17 protein-coding genes and 1 pseudogene are annotated in these 21,597 nt (G+C 70.9%); 5 read left to right on the top strand and 13 right to left on the bottom strand.

Annotation, left to right across the window (positions count from 1 at the left end):
- Positions 1-27 precede the first annotated feature (27 nt).
- The 3 genes from WQ53_RS13860 to WQ53_RS13850 all read right to left on the bottom strand — a co-directional run bounded on the left by WQ53_RS13860 (position 28) and on the right by WQ53_RS13850 (position 2,843).
- Positions 28-1,122, bottom strand: coding sequence for a Fe(3+) ABC transporter substrate-binding protein (locus WQ53_RS13860; RefSeq protein ID WP_082113046.1), 1,095 nt, complete (start codon positions 1,120-1,122; stop codon positions 28-30).
- A 157-nt stretch (positions 1,123-1,279) separates the two neighbouring features.
- On the bottom strand, positions 1,280-2,341 hold the full coding sequence (queA, locus tag WQ53_RS13855; protein WP_052633301.1) for a tRNA preQ1(34) S-adenosylmethionine ribosyltransferase-isomerase QueA: 1,062 nt from the start codon (positions 2,339-2,341) through the stop codon (positions 1,280-1,282).
- Between the two features lie 70 nt (positions 2,342-2,411).
- Complete coding sequence (locus tag WQ53_RS13850; protein ID WP_052633300.1) at positions 2,412-2,843, bottom strand: Lrp/AsnC family transcriptional regulator; 432 nt, start codon at positions 2,841-2,843, stop codon at positions 2,412-2,414.
- A 134-nt stretch (positions 2,844-2,977) separates the two neighbouring features.
- On the opposite strand from WQ53_RS13850, the gene WQ53_RS13845 reads away from it, so the two are divergent.
- Positions 2,978-4,474 (top strand): aminotransferase class III-fold pyridoxal phosphate-dependent enzyme, encoded by a 1,497-nt coding sequence (locus tag WQ53_RS13845; protein WP_052633299.1) that lies wholly within the window; start codon positions 2,978-2,980, stop codon positions 4,472-4,474.
- A gap of 88 nt (positions 4,475-4,562) precedes the next feature.
- The gene (locus tag WQ53_RS13840; protein WP_144409334.1) at positions 4,563-6,125 is read left to right on the top strand and encodes an N-acyl-D-amino-acid deacylase family protein; all 1,563 of its coding nucleotides are present in this window, start codon (positions 4,563-4,565) and stop codon (positions 6,123-6,125) included.
- Between the two features lie 17 nt (positions 6,126-6,142).
- On the opposite strand, the gene WQ53_RS13835 is transcribed toward WQ53_RS13840, so the two are convergent.
- The 3 genes from WQ53_RS13835 to WQ53_RS13825 all read right to left on the bottom strand — a co-directional run bounded on the left by WQ53_RS13835 (position 6,143) and on the right by WQ53_RS13825 (position 9,420).
- Positions 6,143-6,790, bottom strand: a complete 648-nt coding sequence (locus tag WQ53_RS13835) for an inorganic diphosphatase (RefSeq protein WP_052633297.1) — start codon at positions 6,788-6,790, stop codon at positions 6,143-6,145.
- A gap of 120 nt (positions 6,791-6,910) precedes the next feature.
- Positions 6,911-8,305 carry a purple acid phosphatase family protein gene (locus tag WQ53_RS13830; RefSeq protein WP_144409333.1) on the bottom strand — a complete coding sequence of 465 codons (1,395 nt, stop codon included), beginning with the start codon at positions 8,303-8,305 and terminating at the stop codon, positions 6,911-6,913.
- The gene (locus WQ53_RS13825) at positions 8,302-9,420 is read right to left on the bottom strand and encodes a phytase (protein WP_052633295.1); all 1,119 of its coding nucleotides are present in this window, start codon (positions 9,418-9,420) and stop codon (positions 8,302-8,304) included. Before WQ53_RS13825 ends, WQ53_RS13830 begins: the two co-directional genes overlap by 4 nt.
- A 219-nt stretch (positions 9,421-9,639) precedes the next feature.
- Between WQ53_RS13825 and WQ53_RS13820 the strand changes: the two genes are divergently transcribed.
- Together WQ53_RS13820 and upp are read left to right on the top strand one after the other, a co-directional pair.
- Positions 9,640-12,456: a TonB-dependent receptor gene (locus WQ53_RS13820; protein ID WP_158497848.1), complete on the top strand. Its 2,817-nt coding sequence runs from the start codon at positions 9,640-9,642 to the stop codon at positions 12,454-12,456.
- Positions 12,457-12,577: 121 nt separating this feature from the next.
- Positions 12,578-13,207, top strand: coding sequence for a uracil phosphoribosyltransferase (gene upp, locus WQ53_RS13815; protein ID WP_052633293.1), 630 nt, complete (start codon positions 12,578-12,580; stop codon positions 13,205-13,207).
- Positions 13,208-13,544: 337 nt separating this feature from the next.
- Here the strand turns inward: upp and WQ53_RS13810 are convergent, their stop codons facing one another.
- The 7 genes from WQ53_RS13810 to rsmD all read right to left on the bottom strand — a co-directional run bounded on the left by WQ53_RS13810 (position 13,545) and on the right by rsmD (position 20,304).
- Positions 13,545-15,305 (bottom strand): glycoside hydrolase family 9 protein, encoded by a 1,761-nt coding sequence (locus WQ53_RS13810; protein WP_144409332.1) that lies wholly within the window; start codon positions 15,303-15,305, stop codon positions 13,545-13,547.
- Between the two features lie 100 nt (positions 15,306-15,405).
- The gene (locus WQ53_RS13805; RefSeq protein ID WP_052633291.1) at positions 15,406-16,296 is read right to left on the bottom strand and encodes an MBL fold metallo-hydrolase; all 891 of its coding nucleotides are present in this window, start codon (positions 16,294-16,296) and stop codon (positions 15,406-15,408) included.
- A gap of 52 nt (positions 16,297-16,348) precedes the next feature.
- On the bottom strand, positions 16,349-18,115 hold the full coding sequence (gene ggt / locus WQ53_RS13800; protein ID WP_052633290.1) for a gamma-glutamyltransferase: 1,767 nt from the start codon (positions 18,113-18,115) through the stop codon (positions 16,349-16,351).
- Complete coding sequence (locus tag WQ53_RS13795; RefSeq protein ID WP_052633289.1) at positions 18,112-18,390, bottom strand: YfhL family 4Fe-4S dicluster ferredoxin; 279 nt, start codon at positions 18,388-18,390, stop codon at positions 18,112-18,114. The genes ggt and WQ53_RS13795 overlap by 4 nt, the downstream gene beginning before the upstream one ends.
- A 174-nt stretch (positions 18,391-18,564) precedes the next feature.
- Complete coding sequence (locus tag WQ53_RS13790; protein WP_052634100.1) at positions 18,565-19,068, bottom strand: hypothetical protein; 504 nt, start codon at positions 19,066-19,068, stop codon at positions 18,565-18,567.
- 48 nt (positions 19,069-19,116) lie between these two features.
- Positions 19,117-19,617 (bottom strand): pantetheine-phosphate adenylyltransferase, encoded by a 501-nt coding sequence (gene coaD / locus WQ53_RS13785; RefSeq protein WP_052633288.1) that lies wholly within the window; start codon positions 19,615-19,617, stop codon positions 19,117-19,119.
- 12 nt (positions 19,618-19,629) lie between these two features.
- Complete coding sequence (gene rsmD, locus WQ53_RS13780) at positions 19,630-20,304, bottom strand: 16S rRNA (guanine(966)-N(2))-methyltransferase RsmD (RefSeq protein WP_052633287.1); 675 nt, start codon at positions 20,302-20,304, stop codon at positions 19,630-19,632.
- Between the two features lie 96 nt (positions 20,305-20,400).
- On the opposite strand from rsmD, the pseudogene ftsY reads away from it, so the two are divergent.
- A pseudogene (gene ftsY / locus WQ53_RS13775) lies at positions 20,401-21,552 on the top strand (signal recognition particle-docking protein FtsY); the annotation flags it as partial.
- Positions 21,553-21,597 lie beyond the last annotated feature (45 nt).

The raw sequence follows: 21,597 nt of genomic DNA, 5'->3' as shown, positions 1-21,597 counted from the left end.
GGGGCTGCACTGCTCACCGCGCCGGCGTCACTGGTCGAAGCCGACCCGGTCCACCAGCTCGCTGGCCTGCCTGCGGTGGCGCGCGATCTCGGCCAGCGGCAGCGGATCGACCTTGAGCGGACCGAAGCTGGCGACCACCGGGTCCAGTTCCACGCCGGCCTTCACCGGGTACTCGTAGTTGGCCCGCGCGTACAGGCTCTGCGCCTGGTCGGACACCAGGTACTCGAGCAGCCGCACCGCGTTGTCGCGGTTGGGCGCGTGGCGCGCCACCGCCGCGCCGCTGATGTTGACGTGGGTGCCGCCGTCGGGCGCGCCGGCGAACACCGGGCGCACGACCTTGATCGCCTCGCCCCACTGGTGCTGCTCCGAGCCCGGCTCGGCGTTCTTCATCCGGCCGACGTAGTAGGCGTTGGCGATACCGATGTCGCAGATGCCGCCGAGGATGTCGCGCGCGACCTCGCGGTCGCCGCCGGCGGCCTTGCGCGCGAGGTTGGCCTTGACCCCGCGCAGCCACTGCTCGGTGGCCGCCTCGCCCTGGTGGGCGATCATCGCCGCGATCAGGCTGGTGTTGTACGGGTGCTGGCCGGAACGGATGCACACCCGGCCCTTCCACTCCGGCTTGGCCAGGTCCTCGTAGGCGAAACCGTCCAGGGCCAGGTCGTTGTCCACGTAGAGGATGCGGTCGCGCAGCGACAGCGCGTACCACTGCCCCTGCGGGTCGCGCAGGTGCGCGGGGATGGCCTGGTCGAGCACTGGCGAGGCGATGGGCTGGGTCAGGCCGGCATCGACCAGGTCGAGCAGGTTGCCGGTGTCGACGGTCATCAGCACGTCGGCCGGCGAACGCTCGCCTTCGGCGCGCAGCCGCTCGGCGAGGCCGTCGCGCACGAACACGGTGTCGACCCGGGTGCCGGTCTCGGCGGTGAAGGCGTCCAGCAGCGGCTGGACCAGCCCGGGTTCGCGGGTGGTGTAGAGCGTGACCGCGCCGCCCGGCTGGGCGGGCGCGGCGGCGGCGGCATCGGTTCCGGCGCTGGACGGCTCGCGGCCGCAGGCCGACAGGCACAGCGCCAGGGCGGCGGCGAACAACGACGCGGCAGGCGTCTTGAAGCGGTGGCGGGATGTCATGCGTAGTCCTCTTGCAGGCGTGGGCGCTCTGGCGATGCCCGCCGTGGGCGGCTTGAGCAGAACGTCCGGCCGTGGCGACCGGTCCGCGTCGCGGAATGGGTGGTTCGATACCAGGGGGCGATACTAAACAGTCGCGACGCCGCGACCAAGCCGCGGCTCAGCGCTCGGGCGCGTCGTCCGGCGGGTACAGCAGCATCGCGTCGCCGTAGGAGAAGAAGCGGTAGCGCTGTTCCACCGCGTGCCGGTAGGCGTCGAACACGCGCTGCTTGCCGGCGAAGGCCGAGACCAGCATCAGCAGCGTGCTCTCGGGCAGGTGGAAGTTGGTCAGCAGCGCATCGACGCTGCGGATCCGGTAGCCGGGGAAGATGAAGATGCGGGTCTCGCCGGCGAACGGGCGCAGCTCGCCCTCGGGCCTGGCCTCGCTGCGGTGCCAGGCGCTTTCCAGCGCGCGCACCACGGTCGTGCCCACCGCGATCACCCGGCCCCCGGCCTCGCGGGTGCGACGCACCTGCGCCACCAGCTCGGCGCCGACGTTGAGCCACTCGCTGTGCATGGTGTGCTGGCGCACGTCCTCCACCCGCACCGGCTGGAAGGTGCCGGCGCCCACGTGCAGGGTGACGTGGCCGAAGCGCACGCCGCGCTCGCGCAGTGCGGCCAGCAGCGGCTCGTCGAAATGCAGGCCGGCGGTCGGCGCGGCGACCGCGCCGACCTGTTTCGCGAACACGGTCTGGTAGCGCTCGGTATCGTCCTGGCCCGGCTCGCGGCGGATGTATGGCGGCAGCGGCAGGCGGCCGACCTTCAGCAGCCATGGCTCCAGCCCGTCCTCGACCTCGAAGCACAACCGGTAGAACTCGCCGTCGCGGCCCAACACCTCGGCCTCGCCACCGCCGTCGAGCGCGATCCGGCTGCCGGCCTTGGGCGATTTGCTGGCGCGCACCTGCGCCCGCGCCTGCTCGTCCGGCAGCAGCCGCTCGATCAGGATTTCCACCCGTCCGCCGCTGTCCTTCTGCCCGAACAGGCGCGCCGGGATCACCCGGGTGTCGTTGAACACCAGCAGGTCGCCCGGCTGCAGCAGTCCAGGCAGGTCGCGCACGTGCAGGTCGGAGAACGGGCCGATCGACGGCGGCACGACCAGCAGGCGGCTGGCCGAGCGCTCGGCCAGCGGGGCCTGGGCGATCAGTTCCTCGGGCAGGTCGTAGTGGAAGTCGGACTTCTTCAAGGCGGCGGATTCGGCGCTGGGCGCGAGCCGGCCATTGTAACGACGTACCCGCGCCCGGCCGCAGCGCCGTTCAGCGCTCGAACTTGGTCGACAGCACGATCGCCGAGGAGGTGCGCTCGACCCCGTCGATCGCGCCGATCCGGTCGGTCAGCACGTCCATCTGCTGCACGTCGTCCACCACGCCCAGGGCGATCAGGTCGAAGCTGCCGCTGACCGACTGCAGGGTCCGCACCTCGGGCATGGCCTGCAGTTCCTTGACCACCGCCGCCATCCGCTTCGGGAACACGGTGATCATGATGTGGGCGCGGATCCGGGCCTGGTCCACGGCCTCGTCCACCCGCACCGTGTAGCCGCGGATCACCCCTGCACGCTCGAGCCGGTCGATCCGGCTCTGCACGGTGGTGCGTGACAGGTCCAGCCGCCGCGCGATCTGCGCGGTGGAGGCGCGCGCGTCCTCGCGCAGCAGGGACAGGAGTTGTTCGTCGGCCTCGGTGATCTTCATTCCGCCCACCCGATTTCGTCGAATCGACGAAAAACGGCCGATTCCTGCCCGGATCATAGCTGCCAAACGACGATCCCATCCAGATAATAGGGACGGAAGCCCGTACCAGGGCGCCGTCGTTCCGGGAGAACCGCATGTCCGTCCTCGCCCCCCTCGCCCCGCTACGCGCCCACCCCGGCCAGCGCCTGACCGCCGGCCTGGACGATGCCACCGTCGTCCGCCTGGCCGGCTCGCACCCGGACCTGGCCGCGGCGATCGAGGCGGCGGCCGCCGAGTACGCGCGCCTGGCCGGCGACATCGGCGGACTGCTCGACCTGGACGAGGCGGCGCAGATCGAGGCGCTGCAGGCCGGGTTCGTCAACTTCTACGCCGACGATGCCATCACTCCGTACGTCGCCCTGGCCGCGCGCGGCCCGTGGGTGGTCACGCTCAAGGGTGCGGTGCTGTACGACGCCGGCGGCTACGGCATGCTCGGCTTCGGCCACGCCCCGGCGGCGGTGTTGGAGGCGCTGGCGCGGCCGCAGGTGATGGCCAACGTAATGACCCCGAACCTGGCCCAGGGCCGCTTCATCTCCATGCTGCGCCGGGAGATCGGCCACACCCGGGGCGGCTGTCCGTTCGAGCGCTTCATGTGCCTCAACTCCGGCTCGGAGGCCGTGGGCCTGGCCACCCGCATCGTCGACATCAACGCCAAGCTGCAGACCGATCCGGGCGCGCGCCATGCCGGGGCGACGATCAAGCGCGTGGTGGTCAAGGGCAGCTTCCACGGCCGCACCGACCGGCCCGGCCTGTATTCGGACTCCAGCCGCCGCGCCTACGTGCAGCACCTGGCCAGCTACCGCGGCGAGGACTCGGTGATCACGATCCCGCCGTACGACGTCGCCGCCCTGCGCCGGGCCTTCGCCGACGCCGAGGCCAAGGGCTGGTTCATCGAGGCGGTGTTCCTGGAGCCGGTGATGGGCGAAGGCGACCCCGGCCGCGCGGTGCCGGTGGACTTCTACAAGGCCGCTCGCGAGCTGACCCGCGGCCACGGCAGCCTGCTGCTGATCGATTCGATCCAGGCCGGCCTGCGCGCGCACGGCGTGCTGTCGCTGGTCGACTATCCCGGCTTCGAGGGCGTCGAGCCACCGGACATGGAGACCTATTCCAAGGCGCTCAACGCCGCCCAGTTCCCGCTGTCGGTGCTGGCGGTGACCGCGCACGCCGCGGGCCTGTACCGGAAAGGCGTGTACGGCAACACCATGACCAGCAACCCGCGCGCGCTGGACGTGGCCTGCGCCAACCTCGGCCTGCTCACCCCGCAGGTGCGCGACAACATCCGCGTGCGTGGCGAACAGGCCATGCGCAAGCTCGAGCAGCTCAAGGCCTCGCTGGGCGGGCTGATCACCAGGGTCCAGGGCACTGGCCTGCTGTTCTCCTGCGAGCTGGCCCCGCAGTTCAAGTGCTATGGCACCGGCTCCACCGAGGAATGGCTGCGCGCGCACGGGGTCAACGTGATCCATGGCGGCGAGAACTCGCTGCGCTTCACCCCGCACTTCCTGATGGACGAGGAGGAGCTGGACCTGCTGGTGTCGATGGTCGGCCGCGCGCTGCGCGAAGGGCCGCGCCGGGAACAGGCCTCGGCGGCCTGACCCGCCGCGATCGGCAACAGGGGACGGGCCGCGCGTGCCCGTCCCATCCGCGGCACCTTCGCATCGATCGGTCGCACGGGAGAACGGCATGGGATGGTCACGACGCGGTTTCCTGGTGGCGACGGCGGCAGGCGCCGCCTCGGCCTCCCTGTCCGGCTGGGCCAGGGCCGCATCCGGCTCCGCGCCGGCCCTGCTGCTCCGCGACGTGCGCGTGGTCGACGGCACCGGCGCGCCGGCGCTGGCCGCCGACGTCCTGGTGCGCGGCGACCGCATCGAGCACATCGGCCGCATCGCCGCCAGCGCAGCGCGCGGCGCGCGCATCGTCGAAGGCGGCGGCCGGGTGCTGGCACCGGGCTTCATCGACCTGCACGTGCACGGCGATCCGACCACCCAGTCCTACGCGAGCCACCTGGCGATGGGCGCCACTACCGTCGTGCTGGGCCAGGACGGCGCCAGCCCGGCGGCGGGCGACGGTACCGCCGGTGGCATCCGGGCCTGGTTCGAAGCGCTCGAACGCGCCCTGCCGGACATCAACGTCGCCACCACGTCCGGGCACGGTTCGCTGCGCCGGCAGGCGGGCATCGACGATGGCACCCGCGTGCCCTCGGCCGCCCAGCAGGCGCGCATGGCCGCACTGCTCGAGGCCGACCTCGCCGCCGGCTCGTTCGGCATGTCCACCGGCCTGGAATACGTGCCCGGCCTCTATGCCTCCCCGGCCGAGATCGCTCCGCTTGGCCAGATACTCGCGCGCCACGACGCGGTGGCGATGAGCCACCTGCGTTCGGAGGACGAGGACAAGGTGGATGCGGCGATCCGCGAGCACGTCGAGGCCAGCCGTCCGGCGCGCACCCACGTCTCGCACCTGAAGGTGGTGCACGGCAAGGGCGCCGGGCGCGCCGAACGCACGCTCGCCGAACTGCAGCGCATGCGCGAGTCCGGCATCCCGCTGACCGCCGACGCCTATCCCTACCTCGCCAGCTATACCGGCATCGGCATCCTGTTCCCGGAATGGGCGCTGCCGCCCACCGACTATGCGCAGGTACTGGCCAACCGGCGCGACGAACTGCGCGCCTGGGTGGAGCAGCGCCTGCTCCGCCGCGGCGGGCCGGACGCATTGCTGTTCGGCACCGGGCAGCATGCCGGCAGGACCCTGGCCCAGGTGGCGCAGGCCGACGGCCGGCCGTGGCCGGAGGTGCTGCTGGCGCTGGGGCCGCGCGGCGGCCAGGCGGCGCACTTCGTGATGGACAAGGAGCTGCAGGCACGGATCCTGGTCGACCCCCACGTAGCCATCGCCAGCGACGGCTCGCCCAGGGGACGGCACCCGCGCGGCCACGGCACCTTCGCCGCCTGGATCGAGGACTTCGTGGTGAACGAGCGCCGGGTGTCGCTGGAGGAAGCCGTGCGCAAGGCCACCGGCCTGCCGGCGCGGATCCTGGGCCTGAAGGACCGCGGCACGCTACGCGCCGGCGCGATCGCCGACCTGGTGCTGTTCGACCCGGCCCGGGTGCGGGCGCGCGCGGATTACGTCGATCCGTTCGCGCTGGCCGAAGGCTTCGACCTGGTGCTGCTCAACGGGCAGCCCGCCTACCAGGACGGCGAGCCCACCGGTGTCCGCGGGCGGCTGGTGCGGCATCGCGCCGCCGGGGCCTGACGCCGCGCCGACGGCGGCTACCTGCCCGCTTCGCGCCGGGCCTGGTCCGCGTTCCCGGCGAAACGGTCCAGCGACTGCCGCACCAGCGCCCTGGCTTCGGCGGCATCGCCCCAGCCGTCCAGTTCGATCGGATTGCGACCGGCCGGCAGATCCTTGTAGACCCGGAAGAACGCCTCGATCCGCTGCCGCTCGATCTGCGGCAGGTCGGCCAGGTCGCGGATGCCGGCATAGGTCGGATCGATCTTGTCGGTGGGCACGCCGATGATCTTCTCGTCCTGCTCGCCCTTGTCGGTCATGCGCAGCACCCCGATCGGGCGGAAGCGGATCAACACGCCCGGATGCAGCGGTTCGCGGGTCAGCACCAGCGCGTCGAGCGGATCGCCGTCGCCGGCCAGCGTGCGCGGCAGCGAACCGTAGTTGGCCGGATACACCACCGGCATCGACTGGAAGCGGTCGACGAAGACCAGGCCCTGCTCGTTGATCTCGTACTTGGTGAAGCTGCCGGCCGGGATCTCCACCGCCAGCAGCACCTCGCCGGGCGCCGAGTCCGGCTGCGCGACCAGGAAAGGATGGACGACGTGGTCCGAAGCAACTGCATCGGCCGACGGGAAAAGCGCCGAGGCCAGGACGGCGACCAGGGCGATGGCGGGACTGCGCAGGATCATGGGTAGCTCCGGAGAAGATGGCGCCGTGTCGCACGGCGTGGCGTCGGGAAACAGGAAGCCGTTGGGCGATCTGCGGCAGAATCGTTGCGAAGCCGCATCCGGCGCCGGCAGTGCCGGCGCCTATTCCCAGCAACGGTCGGCGCGCCCCTTGAGCGTTGCCGCGCGTTCGCAGTCGCGCTGCGGTATCCGTTCCTCTTCCAGTTCGCGCAGCCGGCGACCACCGTCGGGCGCCCGCTCCAGTTCGAAGGCGTCGTACAGCCTGCCGGTGGCGGTGCGCGCCTCGTAGCGCAGCCGGTCGCCGTCGACGCGCAGCACCTGGAACAGCTGGGTGTCCTCGGCCACCGGCGCCATGGTTAGGCGCGCTTGCGGCGACAGCCGGTACTGCTTGGCGCCGGCCACCGACACCACGAACTGCGGTGTGGGCTGCCCGGGCACGCGGCCGCCGCGGCGGCCATAGACGTGGTCGTGCCCCTGCAGCACCAGGTCGACCCGACGGCGCTCCAGCACCGGCAGCACGTGCCTGCGCAGCAGTTCGTTGTCGCGGTCCTGGCGTGGCGAGAACATCGGCTGGTGGACGACCACGATGCTCCAGCGCCGCGTGTTCCCGGCCAGCACGCGATCCAGCCAGGCCGCCTGGGCGCGCGCCGTGCCCAGGTCCAGCGCGGAGGTGCCGTCCAGCACCACCACGCGCACGTCCTGCGCATCGAACCAGTAGGTGGTGGCGGCCGCGCCCTCGGCGCCGTTGCCCGGCAGCGCGAAGGTGCGCGGCCAGTGCGCGCCGAGCACGCGCCGCTCCTGCGGGGTGTCCTCGAACTCCTCGAAGTACTCGTGGTTGCCGGCCGCCGGCGCGACCAGCATCGAGGTCGGCAGCGACTCGCCGGCTTCGAACCACTCGCCCCACTCGTTGTCGTCCTCGCCGTCGCCGCCGCTGACCAGATCGCCGGCGAACAGCGCCAGCCGCGCGTCGGGCGCATGGCGCATCGCCTCGCGCACCACCCGCGTGGTCAGGCTCGTGTTCTTGTTCTGGGTGTCGCCGAAGTACAGCAGGGTCAGCGGCGTGCCCGGCGACGCTGGCGTGCGGGTGTGGTGCCACGGGCTCCAGGTGCCGCCGCCCTGCACCCGCCAGGCGTACAGGGTATCGGCCTGCAGGCCATCGACCTCGGCGCGGTGGTGGTGGCCGATGCCGTTCTCGGTGCGCAGCGCGGTCGTCGCCGCGCGCACCTGTCGCGGCACGCCCATGTCCGGAGAATCGCCGGCCAAAACGATCTCCAGCACCGGCGCCGCCACACTGGCGTCGGTACGCCAGGCGACGGCAAAGCCGGTCGCCGCATCCTGCACGGGCGAGGCGACGATGCGGTCGGGGAAGACGCTCGGCGCATGGCGCGCCACGCCTGCCGGAACGCGCGTGTTCGGTTCCGGCGGCCGCGGCGCCTCCTGCGGCGGCGCGAACGTGGCGGCAGCGACCAGCCACGCGGCCAGCACGGCGCGCAATCCGGAGGAGTGCACGCACCTCATGCGACGGGACATGCCGGCAGTGAAAGCGTCCTCGCCATCTCCCGCCAGTCCAGCGCGACCACGCCCTGGTCGTCGTGCACCGCGTACAGCACGCCTTCCGGGAACCGGTCGGATGCCACATCGTGCAGCCAGATGCCGTCGGTGTTGGCGACCATCACGCCCGTCACCGCGCCGACGTGCGCCAGGCCGCGGCGATCGAACAGGTGGAACACGGTGCGACCCTTGCCCTGCTCGGTGGTGATCCACCAGCCACTGCCGTCGGCGCACGACTTGAGCATGATGCCCTCCGCCTGGGCCTCGAACACGTCGCGACCGACGGTCCTGCCGCTGAAGCGGCCGGCCAGGTCGTAGACCTTGAGCTCGTTGGCGTAGGTTTCGTCCTCCTCGGCGATCAGCAGGCGGTCGTTGGCCGGGTCGCCCCACAGCGACTCGACCACACGCAGTGCGCCTGCCGGCGTGGTGTCGCCGAAGGCGCCCAGCGCACGCACCTCCAGCCCGTCTCCCCGGCGATCCAGCGCGTAGCGGTGCACGCGGCGGTCCAGTTCCTCCAGCGGCGGCAGGATGTCGTTGCCCTGCGCATCCTCTCCCTGGTCGTAGGAATCGGTGACATAGAGCTCGTAGCCCGTATCGGTGCGGTTGACCCACAGGCCATAGGGCTTGACCAGGTCGTCGGCGGCGAACGTGGCCACGTGCGCGAACTCCGGCAGGCGCAATACCTGGACCCGGTGATTGTCGCGTTCGACCACGAACAGCAGGTCGTCGACGGTGGCGATGCCGTTGGGGCGCTCGAACTGGCCCGCACCCGTGCCGGCGGAGCCCACGCTGCGGAGGGTCTCCCCGGTGGCGCCGTCGTAGACCACCAGCTTGTCGGTGGCCTTGGCGGTGGCGATCAGCCAGGTCTTCCCATCGGGCGCGGTCCAGGCGGCCGGCGAGTCGATGTTGTCTTCCGGCGTGAGTGCGGTAACGAAGGCTTCGGCCACGACCGGGAGATCGCGCGCGGCATCCACCGCAGGCGCCGGCTCGGCGGCAGGCGCAACCACCGGTTCGGGTGCGGGCGCTACCCCGCAAGCCGCCGGAAACAATGCAGCAACTACTGCCATGAACCTCAGCCTCATCTCGATCCTCGATTCTCACGGATGTCCGCGCAAGGCGGCGATCCTATGAATGCAATGTTGCGGTTCGATGACGCGCGCAAGAGACGGTCATGGACTCGCATGCGCATGGGCTCTGCGTGCATCGCTTTCATAATGTCGAAACATTGCCGGGTGAAGGTTTCGTTACGCCATGGGACGCATTCCATGGCGCCTCTCCTCCATGACGAAGCCATTGTCCACATGAATCTGAGACTTTCCGCCGTTGCAACGGCGATCGCCACCGTGCTTGCACTGTCGGCCCATCCGGTGAATGCGCAGCCAGCCCCGTCCGTCGCCGAAGAAGGCAATGCCGGCACCGTCATCGGCCAGGTCAAGGAGGCCACGCGCGGCGTCTACCTGGACGGCGCCCGCGTGACCCTCAACGGCACCCAGGTCGTGACCCAGCGCGATGGCAGCTTCCGGATCACTGGCGTTGCGTCCGGCAGGTATCGCCTTTCCGTCGACTATCTGGGCTACCAGCCGCAGGAAGTCGAAATCGAGGTCGGCGGTTCGCGCGGCGTGCGCGTGGACGTCACCCTGCGCAGCACCGCCATCGCCACCGATGCGATCGACCTCGAGCGCGTGGACGTCCGCGCCATGCGCGACGCCCAGGCGATGGCGCTGAACCAGCAACGCAGCTCGGTGAACTACGTCAACGTCGTCTCGGCCGACCTGCTCGGCCAGTTCCCTGACAACAACATCGCCGAATCGACCCAGCGCATCCCGGGTGTCTCGATCGAGCGCGACCAGGGCGAAGGCCGCTACGTGACCGTGCGCGGCGCGCCCAAGGAATACACCACCGTCTCCATCGACGGCGTGCAGCTGGCCAACCCCGACTCGACCACCCGCGGCGTCGAGCTGGACACCATTCCTTCCGACGTGATCTCCGCCCTGGAAGTGACCAAGGCCATCACTCCCGACATGGACGGCGACGCCATCGCCGGCAACATCAACATCCGCACTCAGAGCGCGCTGGACCGCGACGGCATGACCCTGCGCGCGTCCGCCGGCGCGGGACGGTACCAGCTGGGAAGCGGCGACAACGAGCGGTACAACGCGACCGTCGGCAACCGCTTCGGCGCCGACCGCAACATCGGCGTACTGGTATCGGCCTCGCACAGCCGCCAGGGCCGCTTCACCGACAACGTCGAGACCCTGTACCAGCAGTTCGACGACGGCCGCATCATGCCGACCGAGGTCCAGATCAAGGACTACGAAGGCACCCGCACGCGCACCGGCGTCACCGGCCGCTTCGACTTCCGGATCGACCCGGGCAACCTGGTCTACTTCATCGCGTCCGACTCCACGTTCAAGGACCACGAGTACCGCGACAACCTCATCATCACGATGGACCAGCACACGGCCGCGTCCACCCAGACCGTCGGCAATGTCCGCGCCACGTTCGACAAGGAACTGCGCGAGCGCACCTACGACAAGAACATCCGCACCTACAACCTGGGCGGCGAGCACTACGTCGGCGACGACTGGACCTTCGAATGGCAGGCGTCGCAGAGCAAGGCGGAAAAGGAAACCAGTCCGCGCATGCAGTACATCTTCCGGTCGAACGTGCGTCCGCGCATGGACTACGACTACAGCAACCACGATTTCCCGATCTGGACGATCCTCGGACGCCCCGACGCCCCGGCCACCGGAGTCGACCTGCCGGAAAGCTGGTTCGCGTTCCGCCGCCTGAACGACCGTTACGAGTACGGCGAGGAGAAGGAAACCGGACTGCGCTTCGACGCCGACCGCAAGCTGGACTCCATCGGCGACGAGGGCAGCATCAAGTTCGGCCTGCGCGCGCGCCTGCGCGACAAGTTCTTCGACGACGAGCGCTACCGCAACGGCTCGGTGGCGGACTTCAACGCGCTCGGCATCACCATGTCCGACATGCTGTGCGATTCGATCTCGAACAACTTCGGCTACTTCCTCGCCGGACGCAGGTTCTGCCGCGACATCTTCCGGAACTACGCCGGCCCGCTGCAGGACAGCGCCAACCACCAGCGCCTCATCCCGGACTCGATCAGCGGCGACTACCGCGCCGAGGAGGACATCCACGCCGCCTACGTGCGCCTGGACGGCACCTGGGACAAGCTGACCATGATCACCGGCGTGCGATACGAGCGCACCAAGACCCATGGCGAGGCCGCGCAGTACAACGAGGACACCGGCGAGATCACGCCGCTGGCCGCTGGCCGCGACTACGGCCACGTGCTCCCGAGCCTGCATTTCCGCTACGAGTCCGGGCCCGACAGCATCCTGCGCGCGTCGTACTCGACCGCGCTGAACCGCCCGGACTTCATGCACACGGCGCCGTACCGCACCATCGGCGAACTGGAAACCTCGCCGGTCGCCGAGGGCAACCCGGAGGCCAAGGCGGCCTATGCCCACAACCTCGACCTGTCCTATGAGTACTACATCCGCCCGCTCGGGCTGCTTTCGGCCGCCGCGTTCTACAAGCGGATCAACGATCCGCTGTTCGTGGCCACCCACTCCGAGGACATCGGCGGCGGCCTCAGCCGCCAGGTGACCCGCCCGGAGAACGGCGACCGCGGACGGATCTACGGCTTCGAGCTGGCCTGGCAGCAGACGTTCGACTCGCTGCCTGCGCCGTTCGACGGCCTCGGCATCTACGGCAACTACACCTACGCCGATTCACGCGCCGACCTGCCTTTCGGCGAAGGCAGCACCGAGCTCCCGGGCACCTCGCGCACCAACTACAACCTTGCGCTGACCTACGACAAGTACGGGATCACCGCGCGCCTGGCCTACAACTACCGCTCCAAGTTCATCCAGTCCTTCGACGTGGAATCGCCGGAACTCAACGTGTACTGGGGCGATCGCGCCAGCCTCGACCTCTCCGCCAGCTATGCCCTGACCGACAACTGGCGCCTGTTCGCGGAGGCCAACAACCTCAGCAATACCAAGCAGGTCCGCTTCCAGGGCCAGCGCAGCCGCGTGCTGGAGATGGAGAGCTTCGGCCGCTCCTGGCTGGCGGGGGTCCGCTACGAGTTCTGAGCGATGCGGTTTGCATGCAGGCAAGGGCCGGGCTTCCCGGCCCTTGCTTTTTGCGCAGGGCGCGCGCTGCGGGAGCCGGACGGCATCGCGTACCCTATGCCATCCCTTACGGCACGCGCCCATGAAGACCGTCGAAGTCCGCCACCCCTTGGTCCAGCACAAGATCGGCCTGCTGCGCGACGTCGGGCTCAGCACCAAGGGTTTCCGCGAACTGGTGACCGAGCTGGGCACGCTGCTGGCCTACGAGGCCACCGCCGACCTGGAGACCGAGACGGCGACCATGCAGGGCTGGGCCGGCGAGGTGGAAGTGCGCCGGATCGCCGGCGCCAAGATCACCCTGGTGCCGATCCTGCGCGCCGGCCTGGGCATGCTGCCCGGCGTGCTGGCGCTGATTCCCGCGGCGAAGGTGAGCGTGGTCGGGCTGCAGCGCGACGAGGCCACGCTGCAGCCGGTGCCCTACTTCGAGCGCCTGACCGGGCGCCTGGACGAGCGCGACGCGCTGATCCTGGACCCGATGCTGGCCACCGGCGGCACGCTCATCGCCACCATCGACATGCTCAAGCGCGCCGGCGCGCGGCGGATCAAGGGCGTGTTCCTGGTCGCCGCGCCCGAGGGCCTGGCGGCGCTGGAGGCCGCGCATCCTGACGTGGAGGTCTACACCGCCGCGATCGACAAGCGCCTCAACGAGAAGGGCTACATCCTGCCCGGCCTGGGCGATGCGGGTGACCGGATCTTCGGTACCCGCCTTTAGGCGCCGTCCGGCCTGTGTGTCCGCCACGCCGGCACAGGCGACTTCCTTGTGGTTCCGACGCCCGTGTCGCCGGCTGAACCCGGCTCCTACAGGAGCAAGGCTGCAGCTCGTCTGTCTTCTGTAGGAGCTGGCTTCAGCCGGCGACACGCCACGCTGGGCACAGGCGACTTCCTCGTGGTTCCGACGCCCGTGTCGCCGGCTGAACCCGGCTCCTACAGGGGCAACGCTACAGCTCGTCTGTCTTCTGTAGGAGCTGGCTTCAGCCGGCGACGCGACGCGCTGGCACAGGCGACTTCCTCGTGGTTCCGACGCCCGTGTCGCCGGCTGAACCCGGCTCCTACAACGGCGTCAGCTGCTGCAGCGCGGCGGCGACGTAGACCAGCGGCGCGTTCCAGTTGATCGCGATCTCGTTGCTGGCGTAGCTGCAGCCGTGGTCGAGCCACGACAGCGCCGGCAGCGAGGAGGGATAGGCCACCCCCGGGCAGTCGCCGGCATCCTGCTGCCGCGGATTGGGCCCGCCGGACAGCCAGCCGGGCACCGGCGCCGCGATGCCGTCGGCCTGCGAGGGCCGGTGGTGGATGTGCTGCGGCGTGCGCAGGCCATGGCCGGTCACGAACGACACCCCCAGCGGGTTGCGCCCGAGCACGTAGTCCAGCTGCGACTGCGCCGCGTCCAGGTACTCGCGCCGCGGCGCGAGCCGGTAGCCCTGCAGCAGCACCATCGCCTGGTTCAGCGCCATCGCGTTGCTGCCCCAGACGAAATCCGGCGGCTGCATCGCCACCCGCCAGGGCGAGGCCTGCCACCGCCCGGTCAACCGCGCCGCCAGGCCGCCGACGGCAGCGGCCACCCGTTCGCGCGCGGTTGCGTCGGGCAGGCGGTGCGGGTGCTGCGCCAGCGAGATCCAGCCCAGCGTGCCCACGTCGGACCACGAGGGTACCGTCGGCACGGCGGCGTGGCGTTCGAATGCCTGCCAGTAACCGGACTCGCCGGTCAGCAGGTACAGCTCGGCCGCGGCCCAGGCGAATTCGTCGTCCAGCTTCGCATCGCCGTAGGCGCCGGTATGCACGTCGTCCGGCTGCCGGTAGGCGACGTCCGGATGCGCCTGCGCCCAGCGCCAGGCCGCTTCGGCGGCGGCGCGCATCCGCGCCGCCACGCCGGGGAACTGCGCCTCGTAGCCGGCGTAGACCCGGCTGGCCGTGGCCATCACCGCGGCGAAGTCCAGCGCGGCCGCGGTGGTCTTCTGCACCACGTAGCGCCGTTCGGTCGCCTGCTCCGGCATCACCTCGCCGTCGAAGCGCAGGTTGGTGAGCTTGTGGTACACGCCGCCGTCGCCCGGATCCTGCATCGCCAGCATCCACTCCAGGTTCCACCAGGCCTCGTCGAGGATGTCCGGCACCGCGTCGCCGCTCTCGGGGATGCCCAGGTCGCGGCCGCGGAAGAACGCCGGGAAGTGCTCGTACGCGGCCAGCAGGGTCCAGGTGGTGATGCCGGAATTGACGATGTACTTGTTGTAGTCGCCGGCGTCGTACCAGCCGCGCGGCGCGGAGATCAGCGTGCCGGCCGGCCTTCCTGGCGAGGCCGCCGACGCGTGGATTTCGACCTCGGTGTCGGGATGGCCGCCGGTATGCGCGTACGCGCCGGCATGCGCGGGATCGAGCGCGCTGCCGGAACGGTTGAAGTAGAACGCCTTGAGCGCGGCGTCGGCCAGGCCGGCGTAGGCCTGGGCGTCGACCGGGAACGGATCGGACGGCGGCATGCCCTCGATCCGGATCCGGTAGCGTCCCGGCGCCTCCAGCGCGCCGAGGTCGGCGATGGCCGCGTCGCGCGCGGCCGGCTCCCAGGACGCGGGTGCCCCCGTTTCCCCGTGCAGTACCACCTGCCCGTCCCCCTCGCGCACCACCTCGAACTCGCGCGAACGGTCGCTCTCCACCACCGCCAGCTTGCGCGAGCCGGGCAGGAAACCGAGCTGGTTGATGCGGATCTGCCCGGCCGCGGCGGCGTCGCCCGCCGTCTCGGCCGCGTGCGCGGGCGCAGGCGGCACCGCAGGCGCGAACAGGGACCCAAGGGCGATCAGGCAAACGATTCGCGAGCGCAGCATGCGCATGGCCTCCGGCTGGACCGGTGCATCGTCACCGCAGCGCCCGGCGCGAGCAAGTCGCCACCGGGAATAGCCGGCGGCGGCGTCAGGCATAGGCCGCTCAGGCCGCCAGCGGCCGCGCCTGCAGTTCGGCGACCTCGTGCTCGGTGCCGAAGCGGCCCTTGGCGTCGCGCACCACCCGCGCCAGGGCGCAGCCCGGGTCGTGGGTGAAGAACAGGTGCACGTTGCGCGCCAGCTTGTCCTCGAGGAAGGCGCGCTTCTCGTCGATCAGCAGTTCGGCGTTGCGGTCGTAGCCCATGGTGATCGGCAGGTGCACCCAGGAACGCCCGGGTATCAGGTCGGCACAGAACGCCACCCCGCCGTGCGGCTGCCCGTCGACGGTTTCCGGCCCGGCGATCTCGGCCAGCATCAGGCCGGGCGTGTGCCCGTCGCTGAAGCTGAAGCGCACCGACTGGCCCAGCGCGCGCGAATGCGGGCCGTCGACGATCTCCAGCCGGCCGCTGGCCTCCAGCAGCCCCGGCAGTTCCGGGATGAAGCTGGCGCGGTCGCGCGGATGCGGATGCCGGGCCCGTTCCCAGTGCGCGGCGCCGACCAGGTAGGTGGCGTTGGGGAACAGCAGTTCCGGTCCACGCCCTTCGGCCCACGGCGCCAGCAGGCCGCCGGCGTGGTCGAAGTGCAGGTGGCTGAGCACCACCACGTCGATGTCCTCGTGCTCGAAGCCGGCCGCGCGCAGCGATTCGACCAGCACGTGGCGGTCCTCCTGCACGCCGTAGCGCTCGCGCAGCCTAGGCTCGAAGAACGCGCCGATGCCGGTCTCGAACAGCACCGTCCTGCCGTTGAGCGGGCTGGCCAGCAGCGCACGGCAGGCCAGGTCGATGCGGTTGTGCTCGTCGGGCGGGGACCACTGCTCCCACATCGCCTTCGGCGCGTTGCCGAACATGGAGCCGCCGTCGAGCTTCTGCGAATTGCCGCGTATGGACCAGAGTTTCATATGAGGCAAGACTAGCCGCGGGACGGTTAAGAATCCGCAAGCCGGACCGCCTTCAGGGCGTGGCGGCCGCCGGCACCGCTGGTCGCACCTGCGCGCTGCCGACGTCGTTGCGCGGGTCGCTGCCGCCGCCGAGCACGTTGCCGCGCCGGTCCCACAGCACCGTCTGCATGTTGCCCCAGGTGTGGCTGGACGCGCGGCCGGACACGGTGTCCTCCGGCAGCCTGAGGGTATGCCCCTTGGCCCGCAGCTGCGCAGCCAGGCCGGGGTCGAAGGCGCCGCTCTCGGCCTGGACCACGTCCGGCATCCACTGGTGGTGGTAGCGCGGCAGTGCCGCCGCCTGCTGCGCGTCGAGGCCATCGGCGAAACCGAGCGCGCCGAGCAGGACCATGGTGATGATGCGGCTGCCGCCGGGCGTGCCCAGCACCGCCACATGGTCGGGCGAGACCATGAAGGTCGGGGTCATCGAACTGAGCGGGCGCTTGCCCGGCTCCGGGGCGTTGGCCTCGAAGCCCATCACCCCGAACGCGTTGGGCTGGCCCGGCTGCAGGGCGAAGTCGTCCATCTCGTTGTTGAGCAGCACGCCGGTGCCCGGCGGCACCAGGCCCGAACCGAACAGCAGGTTCACCGTCTGGGTGACCGCGGCGCGGTTGCCGTCGGCGTCGACGATCGAGAAGTGGGTGGTCTCCTCGTCCTCCAGCGGCGTCGGCCGGCCCGGCAGCATGTCGCTGGGCGTGGCCTTCTCCGGGTTGATCGTGGCACGCAGGCCGGCGGCGTAGTACGGGCTGGTCAGCACGTCCACCGGTACGTGCACGAAGTCCGGGTCGCCCAGGTAGAAGGTGCGGTCGCGGAAGGCGCGGCGCATCGACTCGATGGTCAAGTGGGTGCGCAGCGCCGGATCGAGTTTGGCCAGGTCCCAGCCGGCCAGGATCTGCATCATCTGCGCCAGGGCCACGCCACCGGACGACGGCGGCGGTGCGGTCACCACCTCCCAGCCGCGGTAGTTGAAGCGCAGCGGTTCGCGCTCGCGCACGCGGTAGGCGGCCAGGTCAGCGGCGGTCCAGCGGCCGCCCTCGGCGCGCACGCCGGCGACCAGCTTCCTGGCCACCGGGCCGCGGTAGAAGCCGTCGAAACCGTGCGCGGCAAGCTGCTCCAGGGTGCGCGCCAGGTCCGGCTGCTTCAGCGTTTGCCCCGTCTTCGGCGGCTGCCCGCCGACGAGGAATACGCCACGGGTACCCGGATAGCGCTCCATCACCGCGCGCCGCGCGGCATAGCCGCGCTCCAGCCGCCCGTAGACCGGGAAGCCGTCGCGGGCCAGCCGGATCGCCGGGGCCAGGCTGTCCGCCAGCGGCAGCCGCCCGTACTTCTCCGCCACGTGGACCAGCGCCGCTGGCAGGCCGGGAATCGCCGCGGCCCAGGGGCCGTTCTCGGCCAGGTCCGAATCCAGCTTGCCGTCCGCGGTGCGGTAACGGTCCATGGTCGCGGCGGCCGGCGCGGTCTCGCGCGCGTCGATGAACACGTCGCGCCCGTTGTCTGCCTGGTGCAGCAGAAAGAACCCGCCGCCGCCCAGGCCCGAGCTGATCGGCTCGACCACCGACAGCGCCGCCGACACCGCGACCGCCGCATCGAACGCGTTGCCGCCCTTGTCGAGCACCTCGAAGCCGGCGTCGGTGGCCAGGCGGTGCGCGCTGGCGATGGCGGCCTGTCCCGGGCGCTGGGCCAGGGTGGCGGAACCGTCGGCGGCCGCGGCCAGTGCCGGCAGGGCGATGCCCGGGAAGAACAGGAACAGCGCCAGCATCAGGCGTGGCAGCGCACGGGTCATCGGGCCTCCGGCAGGTAGATCTCGGGGTGTTCGCGCTCGAGCCCGCGCAGCTTGGCCAGCAGCGCTTTCTGGCTCTCGGGGTGTTCGGGATCGGGGTCGATGCACTCGACCGGGCATACCACCACGCACTGCGGTTCGTCGAAGTGGCCGACGCATTCGGTGCAGCGCGCCGGGTCGATCACGTAGATGGTCTCGCCCATCGAGATGGCCTGGTTCGGGCAGGCCGGCTCGCAGACGTCGCAGTTGACGCAGAGGGCGTTGATCTTGAGGGACATTGGTGCAGTTCAGGAGTACCCGTCGTTCCCGCGTAGGCGGGAACCCAGTGACTTTGCTTGCTTCGCGATTTCGCTAGGCTGCTAAAAGCAAAAGCGATGAGTCACTGGATCCCCGCCTGCGCGGGGATGACCTTCCCGCAAAGGCCCGGCCGCAAGCGGCCGGGCGCGGGAAGGTCACTTGGCTTCCACGAACACGTAATCGGCACCGGTCGGCGCCAGCCCGGCCTGCACCCGCTCGTTGTCGACGGCGTCGCCGATGAACAGGATGCGCACGCCCGAGAGCGTGTTCTCCGGCACGTCAGCGAAGGCATACAGCATCAGGTCGGCCATCCTGGCCGAGGCCGGCGAGCCGAAGGCCAGCAGGTTGCCCTTCTGCACGCCGCGGGCCATGGCGGTCTTGGCCGCCTCGGCCTGGCGCTCGTACTTGGCCTCGAACTCCGGATCGGACTCCGGCGGCAGGTAGTACAGGAACGGGTTGTTGGTGATGGTGCCCATGTTCTCCTGCACCACCGCCGGCAGGTAGGCCTTCCAGCCGGCATCGTCGTCCTTGGCCGGCGCGACCAGCACCTTCTTCTCGGCCGCCTCGTTGCCCACCGCCGCTTCCTTCTTGCAGGCAGTCAGCGCCAGCGGCGAAGCCAGCATGCAGGCGAGCAGAAGCGCGCGCGTCGTCTTGTTCATCAGGAACCTCCCGTCGTTCATTGAATCGTTCATTGGAAACGCTGTGAATCACTCGGAAACCGCACCACGCCTCGCCTCCCGCAAGGCCGTGGCCACCGCCGGCGGCACGAAGCCCGAGACGTCGCCGCCCAGGCGGGCGATCTCGCGCACCAGCGAAGATGAGATGAAGCTGTACTGTTCGGCCGGGGTCAGGAACAGGGTCTCGACCTCCGGGATCAGGTGGCGGTTCATGCTCGCCATCTGGAACTCGTACTCGAAATCCGACACCGCGCGCAGCCCGCGCAGCAGCACGCCGGCGCCGACGTCGTGGACGAAGTGGGCCAGCAGCGAGTCGAAGCCGCGCACCTCGACGTTGGCGTGTCCGGCCAGCGCCTCGCGCGCCAGCCCCACGCGCAGCTCCAGCGGCAGCGTCGGACCCTTGGCCTGGCTGGCGGCCACGCCCACGATCACCTTCTCGAACAGCGGCGCGGCCCGGTCGACCAGGTCGATGTGGCCATTGGTGATCGGGTCGAAGGTGCCGGGGTAGACGGCAGTGCGGCGTTGGACCACAGGCTGGTGCGCTCAGGGTGCCGGATTGGCGGCGGCCAGTGTATCAGCGCGTTCATTGTCCGGTGTATCGCCCGGCACGCCCGCGCGCCCCGGCCCCGGGCCGCGATACAGCGCCGCATGCGCCTGCGCGGTGCGCAGTTCCCGGTGCAGCGTCCAGCCCGGCGGCCCGGGCTGCACGTCGGGCGACTCGAGGTAGAGCCAGCCGTCGGGCGCCAGCCGCGGCAGCAGCGCCTGCAGCGCGGGCTGCCACAGGCCGGCGGCGAACGGGGGATCGAGGAAGGCGATGTCGAAGCCGGCCGCCGGGTCCATCCCGGCCAGCCAGCGCAGCGCGTCGTCCTGCACCACCTGCACCCGCCCGTCCGCCTGCAGCCGCCGCACCGCCTCGCGCAGGCAGGCGGCCTGCGCCGGATCGCGCTCGACCAGCACCGCCTGCGCGGCTCCCCGCGACACCGCCTCCAGGCCCAGCGCGCCGCTGCCGGCGAACAGGTCGAGCACGCGGCTGCCCGGCAGCGCCGGCTGCAGCCAGTTGAACAGCGTCTCGCGGACGCGGTCGGAGGTCGGGCGCAGGCCTTCCAGGTCCGGCACCGGCAGCCGGGTGCCGCGCCAGCGCCCGCCGACGATGCGCACGCTGCCCGGCGCGCGCGCGGGCTTGGCCTGCGTGCGGGGCCGACGCGGCGGTCTGTTCATCGGGGGGCGAACGGGGGCGGTGCTAGCATGGCGCGCATTCTCCGACATCCGCAGGCAATGGTCAGTTTTTTCCGCCGCAAGAAGCCGCAGGACAGCCCTGCATCCCCCGCCGGCAGCCGCTACAGCGCCGAGGAACTGGCCGCCGCGTTCCCGCAGGCGCCGTCCGCCGCCACGGCCGAGGATGTCGATGCCGCCGCCGGTGCCGCCCTGGTCGAACCGGTGGTGGTGGAACAGACGCCGGTCGAGGAAACCAGCGAGGCGGTGATCGGCGCCGATCCCGGCATCGTGGCCGATGCCGGCGAGGTGGTGCAGCCGGCGGCCGCGGCGGGCAAGTCCGGATGGCGCGAGCGCCTGCGCAACAGCACCTTCGCGCGCAGCGTCGGCAGCCTGTTCTCGCGCAACCCCAAGCTCGACGACGACCTGCTCGACGAGATCGAGACCGCGCTGCTGAGCGCCGACGTCGGCGTGGCCGCGACCACCGCCCTGATCGAAGACCTGCGCAAGCGGATGAAGGCGCGCGAGTTCGCCGACACCAGCGCCCTGCTGGCCGCACTGCGCGGCGAACTGGTCGCGCTGCTGCGCCCGGTGGCGCAGCCGCTGGCGATCGACCGCGGCGCCCGGCCCTTCGTGCTGCTGACCGTCGGCGTCAACGGCGTCGGCAAGACCACCACCATCGGCAAGCTGGCGCGCCGCTTCAAGGACGAAGGCCGCGGCCTGATGCTGGCCGCCGGCGACACCTTCCGCGCCGCGGCGGTGGCCCAGCTGCAGGCCTGGGGCGAGCGCAACGGCGTGACCGTGATCGCCCAGGGCCAGAACGCCGATGCCGCCTCGGTCGCGTTCGACGCGCTGCAGGCGGCCAAGGCGCGCGGCACCGAGGTGCTGATCGCCGACACCGCCGGCCGCCTGCACACCCAGGTCGGGTTGATGAACGAACTGGGCAAGATCAAGCGCGTGCTGCAGAAGCTCGACCCGGCCGCGCCGCACGAGGTGCTGATGGTGATCGACGGCACCACCGGCCAGAACGCGCTGAGCCAGCTGCGCCAGTTCCATGCCGCGGTCGGCGTCACCGGCCTGGTGGTGACCAAGCTCGACGGCACCGCCAAGGGCGGCGTGGTGTTCGCGCTGGCGCGCGAGTTCGGCATCCCGATCCGCTTCGCCGGCATCGGCGAACGGCCCGAGGACCTGCGCGTGTTCGACGCCGAGGCCTTCGTCGACGCCCTGCTGCCGGAAGCGCTGGGCGGCAGCTGAGCATGCCCGTCGCATCGCGAGGCCGCCGACGGCACGCCGCAAGCT

Origin of the sequence: Pseudoxanthomonas suwonensis, from assembly GCF_000972865.1 — a bacterium.
Classification (GTDB): Bacteria; Pseudomonadota; Gammaproteobacteria; order Xanthomonadales; family Xanthomonadaceae; genus Pseudoxanthomonas; species Pseudoxanthomonas suwonensis_B.
The sequence above is the reverse complement of the archived record's forward strand: the minus strand, read 5'-3'. Positions and strand labels throughout refer to the sequence as shown.

Bases quoted from the DNA above. Each gene is read 5' to 3' on its own strand.
- WQ53_RS13840 (WP_144409334.1), top strand. From the start codon at position 4,563: ATGGGATGGTCACGACGCGGTTTCCTGGTGGCGACGGCGGCAGGCGCC.
- WQ53_RS13845 (WP_052633299.1), top strand. From the start codon at position 2,978: ATGTCCGTCCTCGCCCCCCTCGCCCCGCTACGCGCCCACCCCGGCCAG.
- WQ53_RS13795 (WP_052633289.1), bottom strand. From the start codon at position 18,390: ATGTCCCTCAAGATCAACGCCCTCTGCGTCAACTGCGACGTCTGCGAG.
- WQ53_RS13835 (WP_052633297.1), bottom strand. From the start codon at position 6,790: ATGATCCTGCGCAGTCCCGCCATCGCCCTGGTCGCCGTCCTGGCCTCG.
- WQ53_RS13850 (WP_052633300.1), bottom strand. From the start codon at position 2,843: ATGAAGATCACCGAGGCCGACGAACAACTCCTGTCCCTGCTGCGCGAG.
- WQ53_RS13810 (WP_144409332.1), bottom strand. From the start codon at position 15,305: ATGCTGCGCTCGCGAATCGTTTGCCTGATCGCCCTTGGGTCCCTGTTC.
- upp (WP_052633293.1), top strand. From the start codon at position 12,578: ATGAAGACCGTCGAAGTCCGCCACCCCTTGGTCCAGCACAAGATCGGC.
- WQ53_RS13830 (WP_144409333.1), bottom strand. From the start codon at position 8,305: ATGAGGTGCGTGCACTCCTCCGGATTGCGCGCCGTGCTGGCCGCGTGG.
- WQ53_RS13805 (WP_052633291.1), bottom strand. From the start codon at position 16,296: ATGAAACTCTGGTCCATACGCGGCAATTCGCAGAAGCTCGACGGCGGC.
- ggt (WP_052633290.1), bottom strand. From the start codon at position 18,115: ATGACCCGTGCGCTGCCACGCCTGATGCTGGCGCTGTTCCTGTTCTTC.
- rsmD (WP_052633287.1), bottom strand. From the start codon at position 20,304: ATGAACAGACCGCCGCGTCGGCCCCGCACGCAGGCCAAGCCCGCGCGC.
- WQ53_RS13825 (WP_052633295.1), bottom strand. From the start codon at position 9,420: ATGAGGCTGAGGTTCATGGCAGTAGTTGCTGCATTGTTTCCGGCGGCT.
- WQ53_RS13820 (WP_158497848.1), top strand. From the start codon at position 9,640: ATGAATCTGAGACTTTCCGCCGTTGCAACGGCGATCGCCACCGTGCTT.
- WQ53_RS13790 (WP_052634100.1), bottom strand. From the start codon at position 19,068: ATGAACAAGACGACGCGCGCGCTTCTGCTCGCCTGCATGCTGGCTTCG.
- WQ53_RS13860 (WP_082113046.1), bottom strand. From the start codon at position 1,122: ATGACATCCCGCCACCGCTTCAAGACGCCTGCCGCGTCGTTGTTCGCC.